Origin of the sequence: Dyella sp. SG562, from assembly GCF_011759495.1 — a bacterium.
GTDB lineage: Bacteria > Pseudomonadota > Gammaproteobacteria > Xanthomonadales > Rhodanobacteraceae > Dyella_D > Dyella_D marensis.
This window is the reverse complement of the sequence record NZ_JAAOYS010000013.1, coordinates 85,864-106,838: the sequence shown is the minus strand read 5'-3', so window position 1 is coordinate 106,838 and position 20,975 is coordinate 85,864. Positions and strand designations below refer to the sequence as shown.

Annotated in this window: 22 protein-coding genes and 1 other RNA gene; 12 read left to right on the top strand and 11 right to left on the bottom strand. The window is 61.9% G+C overall.

The annotated features are described in order from the left end of the window. Positions 1-3: 3 nt before the first annotated feature. Complete coding sequence (locus tag FHW84_RS19875) at positions 4-1,854, top strand: M48 family metallopeptidase (protein WP_167257722.1); 1,851 nt, start codon at positions 4-6, stop codon at positions 1,852-1,854. A gap of 10 nt (positions 1,855-1,864) precedes the next feature. Here FHW84_RS19875 and FHW84_RS19870 read toward each other — a convergent pair whose 3' ends face one another. From FHW84_RS19870 to FHW84_RS19835, 8 genes are all read right to left on the bottom strand, one after another. After that, positions 1,865-2,539 (bottom strand): hypothetical protein, encoded by a 675-nt coding sequence (locus FHW84_RS19870; RefSeq protein ID WP_167257721.1) that lies wholly within the window; start codon positions 2,537-2,539, stop codon positions 1,865-1,867. Between the two features lie 454 nt (positions 2,540-2,993). Further along, positions 2,994-4,718 carry a hypothetical protein gene (locus tag FHW84_RS19865; RefSeq protein ID WP_167257720.1) on the bottom strand — a complete coding sequence of 575 codons (1,725 nt, stop codon included), beginning with the start codon at positions 4,716-4,718 and terminating at the stop codon, positions 2,994-2,996. Between the two features lie 39 nt (positions 4,719-4,757). Then, the gene (locus FHW84_RS19860; protein WP_167257719.1) at positions 4,758-6,221 is read right to left on the bottom strand and encodes a S41 family peptidase; all 1,464 of its coding nucleotides are present in this window, start codon (positions 6,219-6,221) and stop codon (positions 4,758-4,760) included. Positions 6,222-6,305: 84 nt separating this feature from the next. Next, on the bottom strand, positions 6,306-7,064 hold the full coding sequence (locus FHW84_RS19855) for an AraC family transcriptional regulator (protein WP_167257718.1): 759 nt from the start codon (positions 7,062-7,064) through the stop codon (positions 6,306-6,308). Between the two features lie 44 nt (positions 7,065-7,108). Next, positions 7,109-7,729, bottom strand: coding sequence for a hypothetical protein (locus FHW84_RS19850; RefSeq protein ID WP_167257717.1), 621 nt, complete (start codon positions 7,727-7,729; stop codon positions 7,109-7,111). Next, positions 7,690-8,619 (bottom strand): DUF692 family multinuclear iron-containing protein, encoded by a 930-nt coding sequence (locus FHW84_RS19845; RefSeq protein ID WP_167257716.1) that lies wholly within the window; start codon positions 8,617-8,619, stop codon positions 7,690-7,692. Before FHW84_RS19845 ends, FHW84_RS19850 begins: the two co-directional genes overlap by 40 nt. 18 nt (positions 8,620-8,637) lie before the next feature. After that, the gene (locus tag FHW84_RS19840) at positions 8,638-8,931 is read right to left on the bottom strand and encodes a hypothetical protein (protein ID WP_167257715.1); all 294 of its coding nucleotides are present in this window, start codon (positions 8,929-8,931) and stop codon (positions 8,638-8,640) included. A gap of 180 nt (positions 8,932-9,111) precedes the next feature. Beyond that, positions 9,112-9,855, bottom strand: coding sequence for an SDR family oxidoreductase (locus FHW84_RS19835; protein WP_167257714.1), 744 nt, complete (start codon positions 9,853-9,855; stop codon positions 9,112-9,114). A gap of 99 nt (positions 9,856-9,954) precedes the next feature. On the opposite strand from FHW84_RS19835, the gene FHW84_RS19830 reads away from it, so the two are divergent. From FHW84_RS19830 to FHW84_RS19800, 7 genes are all read left to right on the top strand, one after another. Then, entirely contained in the window at positions 9,955-10,866 is a 912-nt protein-coding gene (locus tag FHW84_RS19830; protein ID WP_167257713.1) for an AraC family transcriptional regulator, read from the top strand. Between the two features lie 580 nt (positions 10,867-11,446). Beyond that, positions 11,447-11,752 carry a hypothetical protein gene (locus FHW84_RS19825; protein WP_167257712.1) on the top strand — a complete coding sequence of 102 codons (306 nt, stop codon included), beginning with the start codon at positions 11,447-11,449 and terminating at the stop codon, positions 11,750-11,752. Between the two features lie 675 nt (positions 11,753-12,427). Continuing rightward, positions 12,428-12,721 (top strand): hypothetical protein, encoded by a 294-nt coding sequence (locus FHW84_RS19820; RefSeq protein WP_167257711.1) that lies wholly within the window; start codon positions 12,428-12,430, stop codon positions 12,719-12,721. Positions 12,722-12,796: 75 nt separating this feature from the next. Beyond that, entirely contained in the window at positions 12,797-14,134 is a 1,338-nt protein-coding gene (locus tag FHW84_RS19815; protein WP_167257710.1) for a hypothetical protein, read from the top strand. A gap of 3 nt (positions 14,135-14,137) precedes the next feature. Then, positions 14,138-15,016, top strand: a complete 879-nt coding sequence (locus FHW84_RS19810; protein ID WP_167257709.1) for a DNA adenine methylase — start codon at positions 14,138-14,140, stop codon at positions 15,014-15,016. Positions 15,017-15,070: 54 nt separating this feature from the next. After that, positions 15,071-15,628: a hypothetical protein gene (locus FHW84_RS19805; RefSeq protein WP_167257708.1), complete on the top strand. Its 558-nt coding sequence runs from the start codon at positions 15,071-15,073 to the stop codon at positions 15,626-15,628. A gap of 393 nt (positions 15,629-16,021) precedes the next feature. Beyond that, complete coding sequence (locus FHW84_RS19800) at positions 16,022-17,296, top strand: RelA/SpoT domain-containing protein (protein ID WP_208399882.1); 1,275 nt, start codon at positions 16,022-16,024, stop codon at positions 17,294-17,296. Between the two features lie 135 nt (positions 17,297-17,431). Here FHW84_RS19800 and ssrA read toward each other — a convergent pair. Then, positions 17,432-17,783: a transfer-messenger RNA gene (gene ssrA, locus FHW84_RS19795) on the bottom strand. Positions 17,784-17,900: 117 nt separating this feature from the next. Here ssrA and FHW84_RS19790 point away from each other — a divergent pair. Beyond that, positions 17,901-18,353 carry a GNAT family N-acetyltransferase gene (locus FHW84_RS19790; protein ID WP_167257707.1) on the top strand — a complete coding sequence of 151 codons (453 nt, stop codon included), beginning with the start codon at positions 17,901-17,903 and terminating at the stop codon, positions 18,351-18,353. A 39-nt stretch (positions 18,354-18,392) separates the two neighbouring features. On the opposite strand, the gene smpB is transcribed toward FHW84_RS19790, so the two are convergent. Continuing rightward, positions 18,393-18,881 (bottom strand): SsrA-binding protein SmpB, encoded by a 489-nt coding sequence (smpB, locus tag FHW84_RS19785; protein ID WP_167257706.1) that lies wholly within the window; start codon positions 18,879-18,881, stop codon positions 18,393-18,395. Between the two features lie 80 nt (positions 18,882-18,961). Here smpB and FHW84_RS19780 point away from each other — a divergent pair, with 80 nt between their 5' ends. Then, complete coding sequence (locus FHW84_RS19780) at positions 18,962-19,393, top strand: type II toxin-antitoxin system RatA family toxin (RefSeq protein WP_167257705.1); 432 nt, start codon at positions 18,962-18,964, stop codon at positions 19,391-19,393. Then, positions 19,386-19,667, top strand: a complete 282-nt coding sequence (locus FHW84_RS19775; protein WP_167257704.1) for an RnfH family protein — start codon at positions 19,386-19,388, stop codon at positions 19,665-19,667. The genes FHW84_RS19780 and FHW84_RS19775 overlap by 8 nt, the downstream gene beginning before the upstream one ends. A 3-nt stretch (positions 19,668-19,670) precedes the next feature. On the opposite strand, the gene bamE is transcribed toward FHW84_RS19775, so the two are convergent. Then, positions 19,671-20,132 carry an outer membrane protein assembly factor BamE gene (gene bamE, locus FHW84_RS19770; protein WP_167257703.1) on the bottom strand — a complete coding sequence of 154 codons (462 nt, stop codon included), beginning with the start codon at positions 20,130-20,132 and terminating at the stop codon, positions 19,671-19,673. A 78-nt stretch (positions 20,133-20,210) separates the two neighbouring features. On the opposite strand from bamE, the gene fur reads away from it, so the two are divergent. Then, positions 20,211-20,627 carry a ferric iron uptake transcriptional regulator gene (gene fur, locus FHW84_RS19765; RefSeq protein WP_167257702.1) on the top strand — a complete coding sequence of 139 codons (417 nt, stop codon included), beginning with the start codon at positions 20,211-20,213 and terminating at the stop codon, positions 20,625-20,627. Positions 20,628-20,975: the final 348 nt, after the last annotated feature.

The window sequence follows — 20,975 nt, the reverse complement described above, 5'->3', positions numbered from 1 at the left end:
ACCATGGATCGGATACCGCGGCGCGACGGGCGATGGCGGGCGTGCAGCTGGCTCCTGCTGGGCGAGCTGCTGCTGTTCGCGGCGGGCGGCGCGCTGGTGCTTTCGCCGTGGTGGCTGGCGCATGTCGTCGGTTCGCCGCTGGCGTGGCTGCTGCTCGCGCTGCCGGTGCTGTCGTGGGTGGTTTATGGCGTGGCGGTGTTGCGGGCTTGCGCGGTTGCCTTGCCGGCGCCGGCCGTACAGGGTGTTCTGCTTTCCGAAGGCGAAGCGCCAGCGTTATTCGCCGAGCTGAAACGGCTGCAGGCTGCGTGCGATGCGCCGGCGTTCGACGAGGTCTATATCGACGGGCGCTTGAATGCCGCGATCTACCAGACCGGCCGCTCCAGGCATGTGCTGATCGTCGGTCTGCCTTTGCTGGCGCTGCTGTCGCCCGCGCAGTGCGCGGCGGTCCTCGTCCATGAGTACGCGCATATCTCGCGCAGCCACGGGCGGCTGGCGCGCTGGGTGTATCGGGCGCGCCTGCGCTGGCAGGCGCTGGAAAGCCTGCATGAGCGCAATCACCGGCTGGTGACCGCGCCGCTGCGGCTGTTCCTGGCGTGGTATGTGCCGCGGATGCTGTGCGAGACGCTGGCGTTTTCGCGGCGCTGCGAACAGGTGGCGGATGCGCTTGCGGTGGCGGTCTGTGGTTCGCGTATGGCGTGCGAAGCCGAGGTCGCCTTGGCGTTGCGCGAGCAGGCCTTGGACGGCAGGTTCTGGCCGGAGCTCTTCGGTCGGGCCGGGAAAGACGATATCGAGGCGGTGCGGCCGTTCGAGCGCCTTCTGTCGGGCGATGCAGACGCCAGGCCGTGCGATAGCGCCGAAGCGACGGTATGGGTGCACGAGCTGCTCTGCCACAAGACGTCGCCGGACGATACGCACCCGGCGTTTGCCGAACGCGTTGCCGCCACGGGTGTGGATCCCTTGCGCGACTTGCCGGCATTGCCTTGGCGCCATCCGGACCGCTCGGCTGCGGAAGCATGGCTTGGCGATGCGGCAGCCGGGATAGCCGAGTGGCTGGATCACCGTTGGCAACAGAACGCGCAGTCCGATTGGGCGGCGGCGACGGCGCGCCATCTCGAAAAGGCCGCGTTCTACCGCGATCTGCTTCAGCGCGAGCAAAGCCAGGTATTCGACGCCTCCGACTGGTGCCGCCTGGCCTCGCTCGCCCGCGAGTTCGAGGAAGACCCATCCATTCAGGACGATTTCGTGCGCCGCGGGTTGGAGATCGATCCCGAGCATCCGCGCCTGCTGGCGATGCAGGGCGATCGGCTGGCGGAGCGGGGCGATCTTGTTGGGGCGATCGCGCTATGGACGTCGATAGCCGAGGGTCCGTGGCGTTCGCGTCATCAGGTACATCGCCGGCTTTCCGAGCTCCATCTGCGTGCCGGCGACCATGCTCGTGCGGAACAGGAACGCATCGCGGCCGACGCCTTATGGCAGGACGCGGACGTCGGCCCATCGGACGCCCCGCAGCCGCATGGCCTGGATGCCGCCGAAATCGGCTTGCTGTGCCGGCAGCTGGCGCCGGTCTTCGTCCATGCCCGCGCGCTGTGGCTATGCCGCCAGGCGTCGGCGGACAACGACGAGCAAACCCCGTGGATATTGTTCGTGCAGGCTTTCGATGCGCCGCTGCTGCGCGCCGTGGGTGCGCTCACCGGCGAAAAGGACAGGCAGCGCTCCGCCTGCGAACGATTGCTGCTGAAGCTGGTGCCGCGGCTGCATCTGCCGTTGGAAGTCAGAATGCTCGGCCCCCGCGATGCGCCGGGCGATTATTGCAACCCGGCCAGCCGGATCGCCCTGGTGGCGGCATCGACCTGAGAGACCGCTGCTAATCCGCGTGCGGCAGTGCATCGAGCCTCGCCTGATATTCCATGATCAGGCCAGGGTCCGCGTCGTGGCGATGCTTGTCGATGAAGGCGGCCAGGGCGCTGCGATATTCGGCGATAAACGCCTTGTTCCCAGGGCTCACGGCAAATTGCGCGGCGGCCTTTTCGACGGGCCCGCGATCTTCGGCGAGTTGATATCTTTTTCCATAGCTCGACTGCTCGCGCATGACGACAAAGTTGCGCGGAAACCCCGGGATATACCTCACCACGAACATCTCGCCCTGCGGCGGGATCATGATGGCGTTGGTAATGGGATAGATGCTGGCGGACATGGTGTCGAACTTCACCACCACGTCCTGGCCGTCCGCCGTTTTCAGCACGCCGTCGAACTCCCAGATGTTCTGGTCGTTGAGGGTGGAGTTGGTTTCCTCGGCATGGGTGATGATCGCCGTCCCCTCGACACCGAACGCCTGCAGGAACAGCGCATTGAAGATATGCGCGACAAAGAGATTCATCACGCCATAGATGAAGAACGCCAGGATCAGTCCATACCAGCGATCCTTGCCCGTCCGCTTGGCCAGCCACCGGGACAGCACCACGCCGATAAATATCAGCACGGGCCAGGCCAGGAACGGATGCTGGGTGAGGAAATAAAGGATCGCTGAGAGTGCGGTCATGATCGGTCCGGTCCTTCGGAGAGTGATGGGCGATGGGCGCAGTCGGGACGGCCTGGCTATGCAGTCAGCATCTTAGCGTCACGGCGATTGGGGCAGTGGCGAAGGGGCGTGTTGCCATGATGCGATACTCGCCGGACCTTGATGTTGCGATCCCGTTACCTTGGCGAAGGCTTGGCGCTTGTGGCTTTCGGCGATTGAAGCGGCTGAATGCGTCAGTGATGCATGAGCGCCACGACACCGTCATTCCGGCGCAGGCCGGAATCCAGTAGCGGGGCGCTGTATGGAGCGTGTCGCTCCAAGATGTCGCTTTTGAATGTCCTCGCGACAATCGAACGTTATCGTTACTGGATTCCGGCCTACGCCGGAATGACGGTTGGGACGCCGCTATTCACATCACCGGCGCGTCTTCTTCGAGCGCACCAAGCACCCGCTCAACACCGCAAATTCCAAGCCCTCACCGCACACACGACGAACTCCACCTCACCCCCGGCTGCGAACCACCGCGCGGATCAAAGCTGATCGTCTCCGCCTTGCCCCCACGAGTGACCTTCAGCACCACCGGTTTGTCGAGGCTTTCCGCCATGGGATTGATGTCGACGCTGGCCTCCAGCACGTCGCCATCGCGCAGCCCCGCACGTTCCGCCGGAGACCCTTTGACCAACCCACCGATACTCGCCCCCGCCGTCAGCCGCACCGGCGACGCAAAGCCGAGATCGAAAATACGCACGTCTTCCTTCGCGGCATGCATGCACGGCCCGAAAGCGCCGGCCGCCGGCACGATAAGCTTGCCGTCCATCATGTCGTTCCAGTCCTGCACCGCCCAGGAGCCAACCCGCTTGGAAAGCACCGCCAGCCAGGTGCTGTGGTCTTCCGGCGCGCCGGCATTCATCCGCGCACTCATCTCGTTGGCCAGATCGAGCACGCTGACCCCGGCACCGTGCGCCTTGAGCTTGGCATCCAGGTCGGCCAGATACAGGGTGCCGCGGTTGTACGGAAGCATCCATGCGTTGCGGCCCGACCACACGACGGCGGGAAGCGCGCTATTGGGCAGCGAGCGTTTCGCATTGGTGTAATAGCCGGCGCTCTGGCCGCTGACCAGCTCAAGATATTCGGCCGGCGTGTACAGCCCCGCCGCATCGGGCACGGTCAGCGCGATGTAATTGGCCAGGCCTTCGGTGTACCAGTCGCCTTCGATGTCTTCTTTCGCCAGATTGCGCGCAAGGCTGTGCACCATTTCGTGCGCCACCGTGTAGTGCAGTTCCGTAGTGTCGGGGCTCTGGCCCGGCGGCACGTAGAGCATGAAGGAATGCTCGGCGGCGCGGCCGCTGGGGTTCGCCACGCCGTCGAAGGAGCGGATCATGTAGCGATACGCGCGGTTGCCTTCGAGCTTGAACCCCTTGAGTTCCGCGGCGTAAGCCTTGGCAGCCCAGCCGCCCGCCGCCTGCACCTGCTCCTGCGTCACGCCAAGGCCGTAGATCTGAAGCCCCGCATCCTTGGCCTGACCCTGCGGCCGGAAGGTCTTGACCGGCCCCGCCAGGAACAGCGTGCCCAGTAGCTTGTCGGCGGTGAAGCTGCCCGCGTAATCGCCTTCGCCGTACGAGCTCACGCCCATGGCGCCCGGCGCGAGCTTCCAGTGCACCCGGGTTTTGAAACTGGCCTCGCCGATATCGGGCAAGGCCAGCACGCCGACGTAGCCGCCGGAAATGCCGCCGCCCGCCGCCTGCAGATCGACCTGCGGGCCGCGCTTCTTCGGCCGGCTGGGGGCGACGTGCATGCGGTAGGACACATGCACCACGCCCGTCGCGGCGCGCGTCGTCGTCCAGGTCTGGAGGCTCCGCGGCCCGTCCTTGCGCACAAGCGCGGGGCCGGTGGGGAGCGCGCCGCGATCGTCGCTAAGGACAAGGTCCGCCACCTGATCCGTGCTGCGTTCTAGCCCGGGTTCCAGCGTGTCCAGTTGCAGCGTCACCGGCGCGGCGGTGGGCGTTGCCGGCGTGTAGGCGTAGCTGACGGCGATCCCGTCGGCGCTGCCGCCGCTGGCCTGCGTGGTGGACAGCGTGAGGTCGAGCGACGCGGCCGGCTTCTCGGCAGGCGTCGCGGCGAACGAGCTGGCGATCGAAGACGCCGCCAGGCCCAGGAAAACCACGGGGTAAAACAACGGGACGTTTTGAACGGAGCGCATGCCGGTACTGCCTTGGGGAAAACCGAAGGCTACAGCCTGCTAGCGGCCCGGCTCCAGTTCCGCCGCCACCGTCCGCAACAGGCGCGCCGCACGGGCGCGGTCGCTTTCGCCTTCGGTGGGGGCGATGGGCAGGTCCGGCGCGATGCCCGCTACTTCGTCCGTGCCATCCGCGCGCAATCGCATGCAGTTCGGCACACGGAAACGCAGGCGCGAATGCGCAAGCACCAAGGGCGGAACGTCGCCCATAAAACCGCAGCCATCGCCGCCGGTACGCACGCCGATGGTTTTCGCCGCGCCGTTGTCCTTCATCGTGGCCGCGAACATTTCCGCCGAGGAAAAGGTCTTGCCATCGGTGAGCACATAAGCGGGGCCGGGCCAGGCGCCATAGAGATCCTGCACGATGGTCGACCACGCCAAAGCCTGCTCGGTGGTCTCGTCGCCGTAGGCATGCGCCGGAAGGCCGGGCAGCGGGCCGTCGGCATAACCCGCGTCGATGACGCGGCGGCAGGCGACATCGCGCCACGCACGGCGCTCTTGCCACACCCAGGAGAGATCGCACGGCGCCGCGCCGAGGCTGGCCTTGCGCGCCTTGAACGCGGCCAGCGCTTTTTCCAGATCCGCCTTGGCCTTGCCGCCGGGCTTGGCCGCCAGCGCCTCGGTCAGTCCGTCGATCTCTTCGTCGAGATAAGCCTTGCCCTCGGGCGCATCCACCAGCAGCAGGCGCGACGAAGCGACCGGCCGCGTGCCGAACAGCCGCGGAATCCAGTCGCCGCTGTCGTCGCCGCCGCCGTTGTTGCCGACGTCGACGATCACCGCCTGCGCGCCCGCGCTGCGCAGCGCTTTCAGTTGCTCGGCCAGTTCCTTCAGCCATAGATAGCGCGCCGCTTCGCCGATGGCGGCGCGGGTGATCGGCGTCGCCGCCTGGCGCGCCTGCGCCCATGCGCGCAGACAGGCTTGCGGGAAGCCCCGCGCACGGAACACCTGCAGGCGGACCAGGCCGATGCGCCGGCCGTCGACGTCGGCGGTGCCGATGCGCAACACGCTGCTCTGCCCGTCGCCCAGCAGATGCACACCGGGCAGGCTTTCGAATGGCTGGCTGAAGGCGACGCTGGCGGTCGAGGCGTAGCCCATGGCCGCGCAGCCGGAGGCCGGATCGGCGGGATCCAGCGTCGCTTTCTCAGGTTCCGGCGCATCGCCTTGCGCCGGCAGCTGGGTGGCCAGCTCGGAGAGATGGCCGTCGTGGAAGCCCGCGACGAAGGCGCGCAAGACATCGCGCGCCTCGGCGTCGCTATGGGCGGCGTCGAGGGCGAGTTCGGCGCGGTGAGTGAGGGCGGGTACGTCGATGCCGCTCTCGTAGGAGCCCATCCAGGCCAGGTTGACGTAGCGCGCCTGCAGCGCCGTCTTCAGCTGCGCGAAGTCCGCGCGCCACGCGTGGGCGTCGTAAGGCGCGGGCGCGCTCGCCAGGGCGGTGGCCATCAAGGCTGCGCTCAGTAAGGGGATCATCGTTGCCATCCTGCATCCGGTTCCGCCGCGGAGCTTAGGCCGCGGGCGCCGCCGCCGTCTTGGATCGCCGCGACGATTGGGATGCTACGAACAGCGCCGCAACGCGGTCGGCGCGCAGCCATACGCCGCCTTGAACGCGCGGGACAGATGCGACTGGTCGCAGAACCCGCAGGCCAGCGCCACCTCGCCGAGCGGCGCCTGCGTTTCGCTGACCAGACGCAGCGCCTGCTCCAGCCGCAGCCTGCGCTGGTACTCGCCCGGCCCCAGACCCAGCTCGCGGCGGAAGGCGCGGGCCAGGCGCGCGGGGTGGATGCCGCAGAGCGAAGCAAGGCGGGCGATCGATAGCGGCTGATCCAGATGGGCGGCGATGCATTCGCGCGCGCGGGCGACGCTGGCGGTGTCCTGCGTGCTGCGATGCCCGGCATGGCGGCCGAACAGGGCGACGAGTTCCCACGAGAGGCCTTCCAATGCGGCGGGCGAATGCGTGTCGGCCACGCGCAGTTCCTGGGCCATGCGCTGGCCCAGGCGTATCAGTTCCGGCGCGGTGGCGACGGGGGCTTCGGCCAGCGGCAGGCGCTCCTCCAGGTATTCCAGCATGGCTGCCGCGGGCGCAAGGCTGAGCTTCACCGCGCCGCCCGGAGCGAACAGCTGCGCATGCGGTTCGCCCGGCGGATAGAACAGCAGCGCGCCCGCGCCGTGCCAGGCGGAGCGGCCGCGGATGGTTTCCTCGTAGCGGCCGTTCAACACCAGGGTGAGGCTGGGTGTGGCGTGGCTGTGGACGGCCATCGGGCGGGAGCTGTAGCGCGAGATTCTGGCGTGTGCAGTGGCGGCAGAACGGTGCATGGCTTGTCTCGCTGCAAGCCGGGTGGGGCTCGCCCACGGCGATCCTACTGAGACGCGGGCGCTGCATCCACCGGCATCACGCTGAGCGTATCCCCGCGCGCATCCAGCAGCAGCGTCACGGGATCGGGCAGCGGCGTGGGTGCGGATGCCTGCTCGCCGAGCAGGCTGCCGATGTCGTGGTGCAGAGTGAGCAGGCACAGGCGCGGATCGTCCTCGCTCTCTTCGGGCGGCTGGCGCGGCGCGCTCATCACGTGATGGCAGGCCAGTTCGAAGGTGAGCAGGTCGCGCAAGGCATCCACCGGCCAATGAATCGCCGGCGGATGGGCGAGCAGCCAGTGCGCGAAGCGATGGGCTTCGAGCAGATATTGCAGGGTGCTTTCCGGCTCGTCGGCGAAATAAGCATCGAGCACGCCGCCAAGAACCTCGCCGAGTCGACGGCAAGTGCGCGGCAAGACGGAATGGATGGGGATGATGCGATTGATGCGATAGAGCGTGCAGTTCATGCGCATGCCGGAGCTATGGGCCATGACCCACAGGCGCCGCCGTTCGCGCTGCGTCAAGGCGTAATCGTGCAACGCGCGCTGCGGTTGCGCGGCGACCTCGGCGCTGTGCAGCGGCGAGGCGATCAGATCGCCAAGTGCGCGCTGGAACTCGGCAAGGGACATGGCACGGTGCTCGCGGAGGGTTGCAGCGCCTGGCGCGCGAGTGCGATCTGCGCGAGTACGCCATGGTCGCCCATCAGGGGAAAGTACGATTCGAGGAATTCGAACGTCACGCCGCGCAGATTCGGGCAGCGTGGCGCCACCAGGGCCAGCAGCTCGAATACTTCCGGCGGGCATGGTCCCGAGTGGGAGTCCAGGTAGATGCCGTGCATGGTCGAGCCGCCGGCGATATGGATCTCCTGCACCGCGTCCAGATTCAGCGCGTCGATAAAGTCGACGGGCGAGCGGCCCAGGTTCTTCGCGTTCACATGCAGATTGTGCAGGTCCAGCAGCACGCCGCAGCCGGTGCGTGCGACCAGCGCATTGAGGAAGGCCGGCTCGCTCATTTCCGAAAACGGCACGGGCGTATATTCCACGCCGTTCTCGAACAGCATGGGCTGCCCAAGCACATCCTGCGCTTGCTGGATGCGCGTACAGAGCAGGTCGAGCAATTCCTCGTCCCACGGCAAGGGCAGGGCGAGACCCGCGTGGTGATCGCTGCCGGCCGCCTGCGCGATGCGCACCGCGGCCAGGTGCTCGCTGATCCAGGCGAAGCCGTAGCGCGCCTGCCAGTCCTTGAGCTGGTGGACGTAGTCTAGATCGAACAGCGACGCGCTGGCGATGGACAGCCCCACGCCGTGCGCCACCACGGGTTTCTTCGCCGCGATGCGGTCGAGCAGGTCGATCTCGTTGGGCAGCGGCACGAAGCGCTGGCTGGCGCCGCGGCCGTGGTCGTTCCAGAAGCGCTCGGGAATGACCGAATAGAAATCGACGGCGTCGGAGCAGTGCTCGACGAAATGCGCGAGAGACGGGTTGAACAACACCCCGACGCCGATCGAGTGACGCTTGAACATGTGGCGGTAACCGACAGATCAGGCAGCTGCGGTCCGCGCGCCGATCTGCGCGTTGGCGCGTTCGACGACGTGAGCGGCTTCGGACGCGACCAGGATCACCGGGTCGTCCGAGATGTGGAACGGCACACCCGAGGTGCAGGCCGGGCACCCGGTCAGGCCGCGGATGATTTCCTGGCGCAGCTTTTCGTACTTGGACGCTTCGGCAAACGAGGCGCCCTTCGGCAGGTACAGCTTGAGCACCTGCTGGCCATTGGTGTGTTCGAGCCGGAACTCGGCAGCGCGTTTGTTGGACATGACGTTCTCCAGATTCATCGGTAGTGGCTCCGCGAGGGCGGAGCGGCGGCTACTGTGCGCCTGGCGAAAGCGGGGCCGCATCCATCAGTGGTGCTATGCGGCCTTCGTGCGTGCGTCGTAGGGGAACGCTGACATGGGCTGGTGGGCTTGGCTGATGGCGCATGAGCGATGCATGGCCGGGTTGATGCATGGCTGTCCTCACGCGCCAGCCAAGGCCACCGCATCCGCTCCCGCCGGCAGGCGCATCGGGCTGTCCGGTTCGTTGACGGCGCGCCATACCGCCTCGGCGACGTCGGACGAGTGCGTTACCGGAGCGGTGGACTGCGCCCAGTCATCGAAGATCTTCCTGGCCAGCTCGGCGTAGGCCTCGTGGACGCCGCCCTGCATGCGCGACCGTGCGTTCTCGCCGAAACGCGTTTCCGGCGCGCGCCCCGGCAACACCAGCCGCACGCGGATATGGAGCGGTTCCAGCTCCAGCGCCAGCGATTCGGTGAACGCATTCACGGCCGCCTTGCTGGCGGTGTAGACGGACAGCAGATGCAGCGGCTTGAGCGTGACGCTGGAGGTGACGTTGACGATGACGCCACCCTGGCGCTGTCGGAACTGCGGCAGCACCGCCTGGGTCATGGCGATGGTGCCGAGGGTGTTGGTCTCGAACAGTTCGCGCGCTGCATCCATCGGAATCCCTTCCAGCGCATTGAGCAAGCCGATGCCGGCGTTGTTGACGAGGGCGTCGATGGGGCCGGCGGTATCGATGAGCTGGCGAATGCTGTGCGGGTCGGTCACGTCGAGCGGCAGTACGCGCAGTTGCGGCGAGGGTGGCAGCAAGTCCCGGCGCGGCGTGCGCATGGTGGCGATGACGTTCCAGCCGCGGTGGAGGAAATGGCGGGCGGTCTCGAGGCCGAAGCCGGACGAGCAGCCGGTGATCAGGACGGTTTTCATGCGGGTTCCTGTGGGGTGGAGGCGATGCACCCACGATAGGCAGCGCGAGCCGGACGGACTACCATCGAAAGTCCGTATTTCATTGGCAACAGTCCAGACGTGGCCGATCCACTCTCGGAAGTCGTCACCTTGCTGCAGCCCTCGGCCGGGTTTTCCAAGCTCGTCAGCGCCGCCGGCCGCTGGCGGGTGCGCCGCACCGAGGTCGGGCGGCCGTTCTACTGCGCGGTACTGGAGGGCTCGCTTCGGCTTGCGGTGGACGGGCGCGAGCCGCAGGTGCTGCGGGCCGACGATTTCGTGCTGATCCCCGCCGCGCAGAACTTCAGCACCTCCAGCCTCGATCCGCCGGACGATCCGGTGGACCTGCTGCCCACGCTGCTGCCCAGCGGCGAATTCCGGCTCGGCGCGCCGGAGCACCCGGCGCAAGTGCGCATGATGGTCGGCTATTGCACCTTCGCTTCGCCGGATGCGGCGATGCTGGTGTCGCTGCTGCCGCAACTGGTCCACGTGCGCGACGAAAAGCGCCTCGGCACCCTGGTGCGGTTGGTCAACGAGGAATCGCGCGCGGAGCGGGCAGGGCGCGATGCCGTGCTGACGCGCCTGCTGGAAGTGCTGTTGATCGAAGCCTTGCGCTCCACGGCGGGCGCCGCCACCTCGCCGGGCCTGCTGCGCGGCCTGGCCGATACGCGCGTTGCGGTGGCGTTGCGGCGCATGCACGAGCTGCCGGCGCAGGCTTGGACGGTGGCGCAACTGGCGAAGGAGGCGGCGCTGTCGCGCTCGGCGTTCTTCGAGCGTTTCAGCCGCACGGTGGGCGTGGCGCCGATGGAATACCTGCTGGCCTGGCGCATGGCGCTCGCCAAGAAGTGGTTGGGCGATAAAGAGCTCGGCATCGCGGATGTGGCCGAGCGGGTGGGTTATAGCTCGGCGAGTACGTTCAGCGTGGCCTTTACGCGGCATGTCGGTGTGCCGCCGGCGCGTTACGCACGCGCGCAAGCATCGTTGCCGGCTGCGTGATGCCTTAAAGGCAGAATAATCGGAAGGATTAATCCTTATCGGATTTATTGCATACGCAATACGGGCGCGCGCCTACAGACAACTAAAAATCGATTTGATAGTGTCGATGGCGTTGCCCGCGGAGTGATTTCAGAAGCGCGTCGCGGGCGACCATGGCAGCGATGTCGTGAAAGCGCGGGCCGCAGGAGTTGGCGCTCCTACGACCCGCTGACCATCACCAACTACGCAGGAGTTGATCATGGCTGTGCCAGATCATACGAGATTCGCGCGCTCGCCGATCCCCCGAGCGGCGTACCCACCGAACATTCGGGCTGTCCGGTGTCATCGCGGACAGGGTTGAAGAGCCGCGGCTTAAGAGTTTTCGCAGGCAATTATTCCTAGCCGTGTAACCCGGCGCGTTGCCTTGCGCAGCGGCGAAGGCTGCTGAAGCCGCAAATCACTTTCTCAATCAAGCCGCCCGGTGCCCGGATATTTGGGCTGCCGGTAAATCCTCGAGTCCGTAAGGTCGGCGGCACGCTGTGCTGGTTGGCGGCGTGCCGTTTTAAGGAGCGGGGATGCGGTGATTAGCAAGGAGTTGCTTATGAATGATGTTTTTGGCGAGGCGTGGGTGAATCGCCACACCAACTATTACTCCGATCCTGACGCGGGTCCGGACGCACTGTTGAACGATGCCACCGAGTGGCTGCAGTACGCGCATAGCGCTATTCATTTGGTGGTTGAGCTGGTCGATGAGCGCGGGGGCATGAAGGGACGTCACTTGCCGATCATGCTGGAGGGCATTGCTGCGTTTATCGAGATGGGGACGAGTTGCGCGGCGCAGGCGCATTTAAGGATGCAGTGGGAGCAGGTGCGAGGGGATACGGAGAGCGTGGTGGCCGAGTCGTAGCGAGGTAGTGACTTGTCCTGAGTTGCGCCACGCATGGCGACAGGCAGAGTCGCGATAGCCGGCGGAGTGTGGTCAAGGAAGTCCGGCGATCGCATTTGCCGGGCTTTCTTGGTGTTGGCAACGCAGGGCGGGATATCCCTGTCTTCCGTCTCGTACTTGAATTGCCGCTGTACTGCAACTCAGCGGGCCGAGCACAAGACTGTAGCCCTCATCGTGGATCACCACGATCCCGCCCTTGGCTATGGGCTCTACCAGCCACGGACCTGTGATGAGTCAAAACCTTCACAAACTCATTACATTTGACTGGGCCCGGGTGGTGAGTCGAAAGTGTCAGGCAATCTAGGGAACCGGCCAGGTATGGCCGACACGCAACAGGGGGCTGTGCGCGTGAAAGGGATACATCGTCACTTTGAAAAAGCCGACACCTTGGTGGGGACATCAGGAAGGGTCGATTGTTGCTGTTCGAGCGGACTATTCGGTTTTCACTCACTTCGGAAGTCTGTTGTTCAAGGGCTCCAGACCTTGGGTGTGTCTGCCGAACTACGTGCCGCCTGTGTGGGGCATGAGTTGGTGGATTATCACTTATCATCGCGTGCTTGTTTTCGTGCGAATTTTTGTGTGCACGGATGATGCTGGATTAGAAAAAGAGTTGGATAAAATCACAGGGGAAATGCCGTGCGCATAGAAGATATCCAATCTGGAACTTATAGTCCCGCCGTCACCGTTCATTTTGATGGGGTGAAGGAAGGTGACCGAGATGAGATAGCTGGAATGCTCAGGGGATTGATGTGTGCCATTGAGGGATGGGGCGTCATCTCTGGCTTGAGCAATGACTTCTTCGATGATGATGCAGTCACGCTAAAATTTTCCAGTGTGGAAAACGCTCATTACTTCAAATCATGCGTTGAATATTATTTCAGTGAAGGCATCCTAAAGGGGCTCGCGGTCAAGCGACGCATTTATAAGTGATGCTTCGGTGTCGCGGCTGATTGCTGCGTTACGACCAACGGCGACGTTTTGTTATCTCATGGAGGAACTGGTGGCATGAGCAGTTTGGAACTGAGCATCGATGAGCTTCACCTTGACTTGAAGAACCCTAGGTTTGCTGGCCTTGGTAGCCAACGAGAGGCTTTGGAGAAGATTGTTGTCAATCAGGGAGCGAAGTTGGTCAATCTGGCCGAAGACATTGTCGGTTTCGGCATGAGCCCCGCACATCGGATGCTGGTTCTGAAGGCATCAGGCAAAGGCTCAAGGGGGTACATCGTCATGGATGGCAACCGAAGGCTTGCGGCGCTTCGTGTTCTCTCTAATCCAACAGTTTTGGATGGGATGAAGGAGGTTGGCGATATCACAGCCAAGAAGCTTCGGGCGTTGGCCAAAAAATTCAACGCAGATGATGTGCAGCCTCTCGAAGTCTTCGAATGTAAGGACGAAGAGCAGACGCGCCACTGGATTGAAGCCATCCATACTGGTGAAAACGATGGTCGTGGCGTAGTCGGTTGGGACGGTATTGCAACGGCCCGCTATCGTGGCGAAAACTCGTCGTTGAAGGTTTTGGAGTTCATCAAGAAGGTGGGAAAACTGAGTGATGAAGAAGAAGCAGCATTGGAGCGCTTCCCCATCACCAACTTGGACCGCCTCTTGGCTACTCCAGAGGTTAGGAGTCGATTGGGTCTAGAACTGGAAGAGGGGGAGCTTCTTTCGGATCTTCCTCAGGCAGAGTTGCTAAAACCTTTGAAGCGAATCGTTTCCGATATCGCGCTCAAGAAGGTTACGGTTAGTCAAATCAAGAGCAAAGACGATCGTCTAAAATATCTGGAATCACTTGGTCGGGATCTGCCTGACCTGGGTAAGAGAACAGGATCACCCGAGCCGTTGGAGCAGCTGTCGGCTCATGGCAAGGATGGAAGTTCGAAGGCTCAAGCTCGACCTCGCAATCCCTCCCTGATTGATCGGAAGGCGCTCATTCCGCCTCAGTCACAGTGTCCGCTGAACATCGACGACCATAAGTTGCAGCAGATGTGCAGGGAGCTGCGAAAGCTTCCCTTGGATAATTATCCAGTTGCCATCGCAGCATCATTTCGCGTGTTTCTTGAGCTCTCCTTGGACCACTACGGAAGCAAGCAAAAGGTGGCCCAGTACAACTCCGACACGATGAAGTTAAAGCAGAAGCTAGATAGCGTCGCTGATCATCTTCAGGCCAATGGCGTGACGAGGCGGGATTTGCAGGAATTCCGTGCGTTAGGAAGCAACCGAAACAAAGCTCTGAGCATCGATAGGTTGCATGGCATAATTCACAGTAGGTTTTCACTGCCTACGGCAACCGAGCTGCGTTCGGGTTGGTCCGAGGTGCAGGATGCATTTATCAAGATTTGGGCATAAGAAATGAAGAGTGAGCCACGACCATCTTTCTATACGCCACTGCGTTATCCAGGGGGCAAGGGCAAACTTGTGCCCTATGTGAAAGCCCTGATGGAAGAGAACAACCTCGTAGATGGCGTCTATGCCGAGCCATATGCCGGTGGGGCTGCGGTGGCCATGGAGCTGGTGCTACAGGAGTACGCCAGAAAGGTCATCATCAATGACATCAGTGATGGCGTTGCCTCTTTCTGGCGCTCTGTACTGGATGACACCGACGCGCTCTGTTCCCGTATTCGGAAGACCCGGGTCACTATGAAGGAGTGGTATCGCCAGAAGGAAATTCAGGGTCAACCGGAAGAGCATGATGACCTTGATCTTGGCTTCTCCACCTTCTTTCTCAATCGAACAAATCGGTCGGGTATCCTCGGTGCGGGTGTTATTGGTGGCAAGGCGCAGGCAGGTAAATGGAAACTCGATGCCAGGTTCAACAAGGATGACCTGATACTTCGAATTCACGCCATCGCTCGTATGCGGTCACGCATCGAATTTCACCAGATGGATGCTGTTCGATTTCTCAATACAATCACGCCAGCGTTGCCCGCCAAGAGCCTTATTTATCTTGATCCTCCGTACTACGTGAAGGGCAGCGACCTGTACTTGCATCACTATCAGCATAACGACCACGTCAAAATCGCAAAGCGAATTGCGCGATTTAAGAGCAAGAACTGGATTGTGTCTTACGACAATGCAGATGAAATCCATGGCATGTACAGCCAGTTCCGAAGCATTGTTTATGGACTTAGCTACAGCGCTCAGGATCGCTACAAGGGTGCGGAAGTAATGTTCTTCTCTGACACCTTAGATATTCCCGATACAGTGGGGCCGATGCATCTGGTTGCATGAGGTTAACGGGTCTGTAGACCAATTTTTTGGATGAAGAGCAGGATAGGGGCAATTATGGCTGATGGCGCCGATGAAGGAATTGATTTCAGCAAGACTTTGCTGGGAAACGATCCGGTTGGTCCGTTGGCCAAGTTGCTCTGGGAATGCTCGGTAATTCACACGGCAGCAGATGTCGAGCCAATAGTGCGGATGTTTATGTCGCACAACGCTGCTTCTACCGCATGGCATCTTACGGACTGGACGTGGAAGCGTTGCCCGGCAGACAAGCGCCCCGCATTGACTGCGGCCGTTGGTGCTAAGGGCGAATCGTTCGCTGAATACGCCTACGCAGTGCGGCATGCGAGCAAGGAGGTTGCGGTATGTCGGCAACTTGCGACTGCAGGTAAGCACGTCACCGTGAGCAGGGGTGAGATGAAAAATCTGTCGGTGGAAGTAGAGCGCGATGATGAGGCCGGCACGTCGCAAGTCTGGTTAAAGATCGATGAAGTGCGCATTCCAGACTTCGATGTCTACGCTGTTGCACTTCGATGGTGGATCGATCTCTACATCCAAATAGGTTTTCCTGAGGCAGAGCGCGTCAAAGCGGCACTTGATGAAGGTTTACAGAGCTAGCATCGCAACGCGTCGAGCGCCTTGGTTAACGCGACGACCTCCTTGGAATCTTCGTCACGCCCTGCTGGTAGATCTTGTGCGTGACTCTGTAGCGGATCAATTCGAGCCGATCAGGAGTAGGCTCGGATGGGTTGTAGCCATTGCGGTAGCGTTTGCACGCTAGTCTGCGGCGCCGTCCAGTTGGGCCAACATGTGGTCATCGCAGAGGTGCGGGCTGCAGCGGTGCGGACTCTCCGCCGAAGCAGCGGTCAATCGCTTGTAAGAACGGAGTCAGGTTCAGTTTTGAGCAGGCAGGAAGTGAACCTGACCCAGATCACCGGTCGTTATTTATAAGATCGGTGTCACCTTAGAAATCTTCCATTTGGGTTTGTGTCGCAATATTTGGGGGCAATCTTGGCTCTTACTAAAAGTAAAATTGATCGAGCTGGTATGGCGCTTGCTAAAGACCAGTTTCGCGATGCTGATGAAATGGTGGAGTTGGAGGATGTCTTTGATCAGTACCGAAAAGCTCATTTGGAGCCCCTATCCAATACGACTTTGGAGCTTCAGTCGTGGCTTAATGAGTATGGCGCTGATTACTACATCGCTCAACGGCTTAAGAGAAAGCCGCAAATAATTAGAAAGTTGAATCGACTGAGCGTTAGGCTTACTCAGCTTCAGGACATTGGCGGCTGCCGTATTATTGTAGAAAAAAATGCTCATGTTGATGAAATTTTGAGCTTTCTTGAAAGGAAGGTTGGTAATAATAAGGATATAAATATATTTCGTAAAACTGATTACCGGGGGCGCGGAAGGGATATAACTGGGTATCGCTCGGCGCATGTGCTTTTAGAGCGCGCGGGTCGAAAATTAGAGCTTCAGTTGCGCAGCCGGGTTCAGCATTATTGGGCAGAGAGCATCGAGCGCACTTCAGTTATCTATGGGAGTCATCTCAAAGAGGGGGAAGGGGACGCCGTTGTAATTTCTTATTTTCAACGCCTCTCAGATGCTTTTTATGAAATTGAATCTGGGCGGGCGCCGTCGGCTAGATCCCGGATAGAGATCGACAGGTTAAAAGTAGAGGCAGAGGGCATAATTAGGGATGCCGGGCGCGTGGCGGTGATTGATGGATTTGTTAATGAGGATGTTATTAAGACACTTGTCGAGACGGAGAGGAGAAATCCAAATCCGATCAACAATTGGATTATTGTATTTGATTGGAATAGCGGGGAGTTCGTCTCATGGGATATTGTGGGCAGGAGTCCGGATGAGGCTATTGAGGCATATGTAAGGTATGAGCACAATTTCCCTGCTGAAAGTAATTTTGAAGTGGTTTTGATTGGCTCTTCTCGTGTGGCGACAGTTAGGAAAACCCATGGCCATTATTTTGGGATAGAGGATTATAGCAAGATACTGGAAAGTCTTGATGAGTCAATTGAAGGGTTTACGTTGAGTGGAAATGTTGGTGTCAGCGGTCGTCAGATACTCCTGAAGCTCTATACGAAGCACTTCTGGGGAAAGAAGACAGTAACTCAAGACACCCTGCGGAATCATTTTTGCAAGGGCGTTGCGTCTTTTGATGGCGCTTTGGAGACGCTTGTTGAAAGAGGGCTGGTCTTGCGTGAGCACGCAAATGGTCCTGTATCACTTAATATCAAGTTGCGGCACGAGATTGATCAAATCGTGTGATCGAACTATCGATATCGAAGCTGGTAGGGAAGGCTTGAAGTTCATCTACGGAGAACAGGTGCGATATAGTTTTTCAATTCCCACATCCAGCAAAAAAAAGCCCGACGATCTCTCGTCGGGCTTTTCTTGCTTCATTGGTGGAGGTGGCGGGAGTCGAACCCGCGTCCGAAGGCGTTTGACGCCCGGTACTACATGCTTAGCTCACCGTTGGATCTCATCCCGCGACAGCACAGTGTGCGAAGCGCATCGAAGGACCAGCCTGCTTGATTTAACCCTTACCGACAGGCGGCAGCTTTGGGCGATCTCGTGATAGTGACCCTACATCCACGAGCACGAGCACAAGTGGGTTCGGGGCTAGGCCTTAAGCGGCCAGAGCGTAGTTGTCGTCGTTGGCAACTATAAGTTTGCAACTGGATTTACGAGGAAAGTCGCCCCCTCGGCATGCACCAAGCTATCTCACTACCCCCGTCGAAGCCAGGACACCCCCGGGGAAAAGATTGCTGGAACGCGACAGTATATGGAGCCGTACGGGCTCACTTCAAGCTTGCGGATGCACCGCACTCTGCCGCTATCGTTGGCCCACGCAGACGACAGGGGAAAGCGCATGACCAGGGTTCGGCTGGCGGTACAGAGCGATGCGGGCAAGCTGACGGAGCTGCGCTGCGCCTTCCTCGAGGAAATGGGCCAGCGGCTGCCGGATGGCTTCTCCGACCATCTGCGCGACTGGATCGAAGCCGCGCTGCAGGCCGGCCGGCTGCATGCCTGGCTGGCGGAGCACGAGGGGCGGGTGGTGGGCAGTGCGGCGGTCAATCCTTATCCGCACATGCCTTCGGCGAATTATCCGACGGGGCAGGGCTGGTACCTGCTCAACGTCTACGTGAAGCCGGCGCAGCGGCAGGGCGGCATCGGTACGGCGCTGCTGGCGGCGGTGGGCTCGGCGGCGCGGGAGCAGGGCGTGGATGCGCTGACCTTGCATGCCAATGCGCGGGCCAGGGCGCTGTACGAGCGCCACGGGTTCAAATCGTCGAACGATGCGATGAAGCTGGGCCTCGCCTGAGGCCGCAGCTTTAGGGTCACGCCGCTTTAGGGCCGGGCCTCAGGCGCGGTTGTGGGCGCGCATGGTGCGCTGCTTCTCGCGCTGCCAGTCGCGTTCCTTCTCGGTCTCGCGCTTGTCGTGCGCCTGCTTGCCGCGGGCCACGCCCACTTCGACCTTCACCTTGTTGCCCTTCCAGTACATGGCCATGGGCACCAGGGTGTAGCCCTTGCGTTCCACCGCGCCGACGAGCTGGTCGATCTCCTCGCGGTGCAGCAGCAGCTTGCGCGTGCGGCGGTCCTCGGCCACCACGTGGGTGGAGGCGCTGATCAGCGGCGGGATCGAGGTGCCCACCAGGAAGATCTCGCCCCTCAGCACGATGGCGTAGCTGTCGCCGAAATTGATGCGGCCGGCGCGCAGCGCCTTCAGCTCCCAGCCCTGCAGGGCAATGCCCGCCTCGTAGCGCTGGTCGATGTGGTACTCGTGGCGGGCGCGCTTGTTGAGCGCAATGGTGCCGCTGCCTTTGTTGTCTTTGTCCTTAGCCTTGGCCATGTCCGCTAAACTTCGGGGCCGACGACCCCGCTGGCGATGCGGCCGGGGGCCGCACCGAGTGATTCGAAGAAGAGGCTGATGTGATCGAGATCCGCCGCAGCGCGCTGGTGAAGTATTCCCCGGCGCAGATGTTCGACCTGGTCAACGATGTCGAAGCATACCCAAAGCGTTTCCCCTGGTGTGCCGGCGCCGACGTGCTGGAACGCGGGGAGAACATGCTGGTGGCGCGGCTGGATCTCAAGTTCGCCGGCCTGCGCCAGAGTTTCACCACCCGCAATACCACCGAGCGTCCGCACCGGCTGCACATGAGCCTGGTGGAAGGGCCGTTCCGCAGCCTGGACGGCGTGTGGGACTTTCTGGCCCTGGGTGATGCCGGCTGCAAGATCAACTTCGCCCTCGATTTCGACTATGCCGGCGGATTGGCCGGTGCCGCGCTGAAGATGGGTTTCCAGGCGCTGGCCAGCCGCATGGTGGAGGATTTCGTCCGCGAGGCGGAGCGCGCCTATGGCTGAGCGCATCGCGGTGGAAGTGGCCTATGCCGAAGCGGGCCGCCAGTGGGTGTTGCCGGTGCAGCTGCCGGCCGGCGCCACGGTGATGCAGGCGATCGAGGCGTCCGGCTTGATGGCGCAGGTGCCGGGGCTGCAGATCGACCCGGCGCGGCTGGGCGTGTTTTCCCGCAAGGCAGCGCCGGACCAGGTGCTGGAAGACGGCGACCGGGTGGAAATCTACCGGCCGCTCAGCCTCGATCCGAAAGAGGCGCGCCGGCGGCGCGCCCAGAACCCGTAAGGCTTAGTTGCCGCCGTTGTTGCCGGTCGGGAAGGTGTTGCCGTCCTTCTTCTGCTCTTCCGGCGTCTTGGTCTTGTCGCCCGAGGTCTCGTCCACCGGGTAGCCGGCGCGGAACTTCTTCTGCTCCTCGACCAGCTTCTTGGCGTCCTCGGCGAAGAAATCGCCTTCGGTGCGCACCAGGCTGTCGTTATTGAAGCTCAGGCTCAGCGTGCGCACCTTGATCGGGCCGCCGCGGTGCTGCTGGGTGGACACGTAGTCCCAACGGTTCTGGTCGAACGGGGTGGCCACCGAGGGCGAACCCATCAGCACCAGCACCTGGCGCTTGGTCATGCCGGGCTTGAGCTGATCCACGTTCTTCTTGTCGAGCAGGTTGCCCTGCTGCACGTCGGGGGTATAGACGAGTCGGCAGCTGGCCAGGGACAGGCCCAGCAAGGCGAAACCCAGCGTGCGGATCAGCTTGTGCATGCGTGTTGCGTCCGGATCGTGAAGGTGGCGGATGATACACTATCGAGTTGATGGCACCGTGTGCCTGGAGGTCGAGCGATGGAACAGGAAACCAAGGAACTGCGCAAAGCCGGGCTGAAAGTGACCCACCCCCGCATGCGCATCCTGCAGATTCTTGAGGAGGAGGAGGCTCACCACCTCACCGCCGAGGACATCTACAAGAAGCTGCTCGCCCACCAGGAAGACATCGGCCTGGCCACCGTGTACCGGGTGCTGACCCAGTTCGAGGCCGCCGGCATCGTGGTGAAGCACAATTTCGAAGGCGGCCAGGCCGTCTACGAACTGGATCGCGGCAAGCATCACGATCACATGATCGACGTGGACAGCGGAAAAGTGATCGAGTTCGTCAGCGAGGAGATCGAACGCCTCCAGCATGAAATCGCGGCGCGGCATGGGTATGTGATCGAGGATCACAGTCTGGTGCTGTATGTGAGGCCGAAGCCGCGGGGGCGTTGAGGTTCGGTGGGATGAAAAAAAGCCGGTGGCCCAGCCACCGGCTTTTTTTTTGCCCCCTCTCCCCGCTGGGGAGAGGGCTGGGGTGAGGGGGCGGGCGGAGCGGGGTGCTGAGGGCCGAAGAAAGCCTCAGGGCTTTTCCTCGCTTCGTAGAAAGACTGGCGCTAGAGCGGCCCCTCATCCGGCTGCCGCCACCTTCTCCCCGGAGGGCAGAAGGGACTCATTCCTGGAGGCGGCGGAAAAACACACGCCCATAAAAAAAGCCGCGGGAGGACTCCTGTCCACCCGGCGGCTGATCCGCTACCGATCGGCTTCCTGACGGGGCGAATTGCTCGCCAGTTTGTCAGGCTA

Coding starts and splice junctions, on each gene's coding strand:
- FHW84_RS19875 (WP_167257722.1), top strand. CDS start 4: ATGGATCGGATACCGCGGCGCGACGGGCGATGGCGGGCGTGCAGCTGG.
- FHW84_RS19870 (WP_167257721.1), bottom strand. CDS start 2,539: ATGACCGCACTCTCAGCGATCCTTTATTTCCTCACCCAGCATCCGTTC.
- FHW84_RS19865 (WP_167257720.1), bottom strand. CDS start 4,718: ATGCGCTCCGTTCAAAACGTCCCGTTGTTTTACCCCGTGGTTTTCCTG.
- FHW84_RS19860 (WP_167257719.1), bottom strand. CDS start 6,221: ATGATCCCCTTACTGAGCGCAGCCTTGATGGCCACCGCCCTGGCGAGC.
- FHW84_RS19855 (WP_167257718.1), bottom strand. CDS start 7,064: ATGCACCGTTCTGCCGCCACTGCACACGCCAGAATCTCGCGCTACAGC.
- FHW84_RS19850 (WP_167257717.1), bottom strand. CDS start 7,729: ATGTCCCTTGCCGAGTTCCAGCGCGCACTTGGCGATCTGATCGCCTCG.
- FHW84_RS19845 (WP_167257716.1), bottom strand. CDS start 8,619: ATGTTCAAGCGTCACTCGATCGGCGTCGGGGTGTTGTTCAACCCGTCT.
- FHW84_RS19840 (WP_167257715.1), bottom strand. CDS start 8,931: ATGAATCTGGAGAACGTCATGTCCAACAAACGCGCTGCCGAGTTCCGG.
- FHW84_RS19835 (WP_167257714.1), bottom strand. CDS start 9,855: ATGAAAACCGTCCTGATCACCGGCTGCTCGTCCGGCTTCGGCCTCGAG.
- FHW84_RS19825 (WP_167257712.1), top strand. CDS start 11,447: ATGAATGATGTTTTTGGCGAGGCGTGGGTGAATCGCCACACCAACTAT.
- FHW84_RS19815 (WP_167257710.1), top strand. CDS start 12,797: ATGAGCAGTTTGGAACTGAGCATCGATGAGCTTCACCTTGACTTGAAG.
- FHW84_RS19810 (WP_167257709.1), top strand. CDS start 14,138: ATGAAGAGTGAGCCACGACCATCTTTCTATACGCCACTGCGTTATCCA.
- FHW84_RS19805 (WP_167257708.1), top strand. CDS start 15,071: ATGGCTGATGGCGCCGATGAAGGAATTGATTTCAGCAAGACTTTGCTG.
- FHW84_RS19790 (WP_167257707.1), top strand. CDS start 17,901: ATGACCAGGGTTCGGCTGGCGGTACAGAGCGATGCGGGCAAGCTGACG.
- smpB (WP_167257706.1), bottom strand. CDS start 18,881: ATGGCCAAGGCTAAGGACAAAGACAACAAAGGCAGCGGCACCATTGCG.
- FHW84_RS19775 (WP_167257704.1), top strand. CDS start 19,386: ATGGCTGAGCGCATCGCGGTGGAAGTGGCCTATGCCGAAGCGGGCCGC.
- bamE (WP_167257703.1), bottom strand. CDS start 20,132: ATGCACAAGCTGATCCGCACGCTGGGTTTCGCCTTGCTGGGCCTGTCC.
- fur (WP_167257702.1), top strand. CDS start 20,211: ATGGAACAGGAAACCAAGGAACTGCGCAAAGCCGGGCTGAAAGTGACC.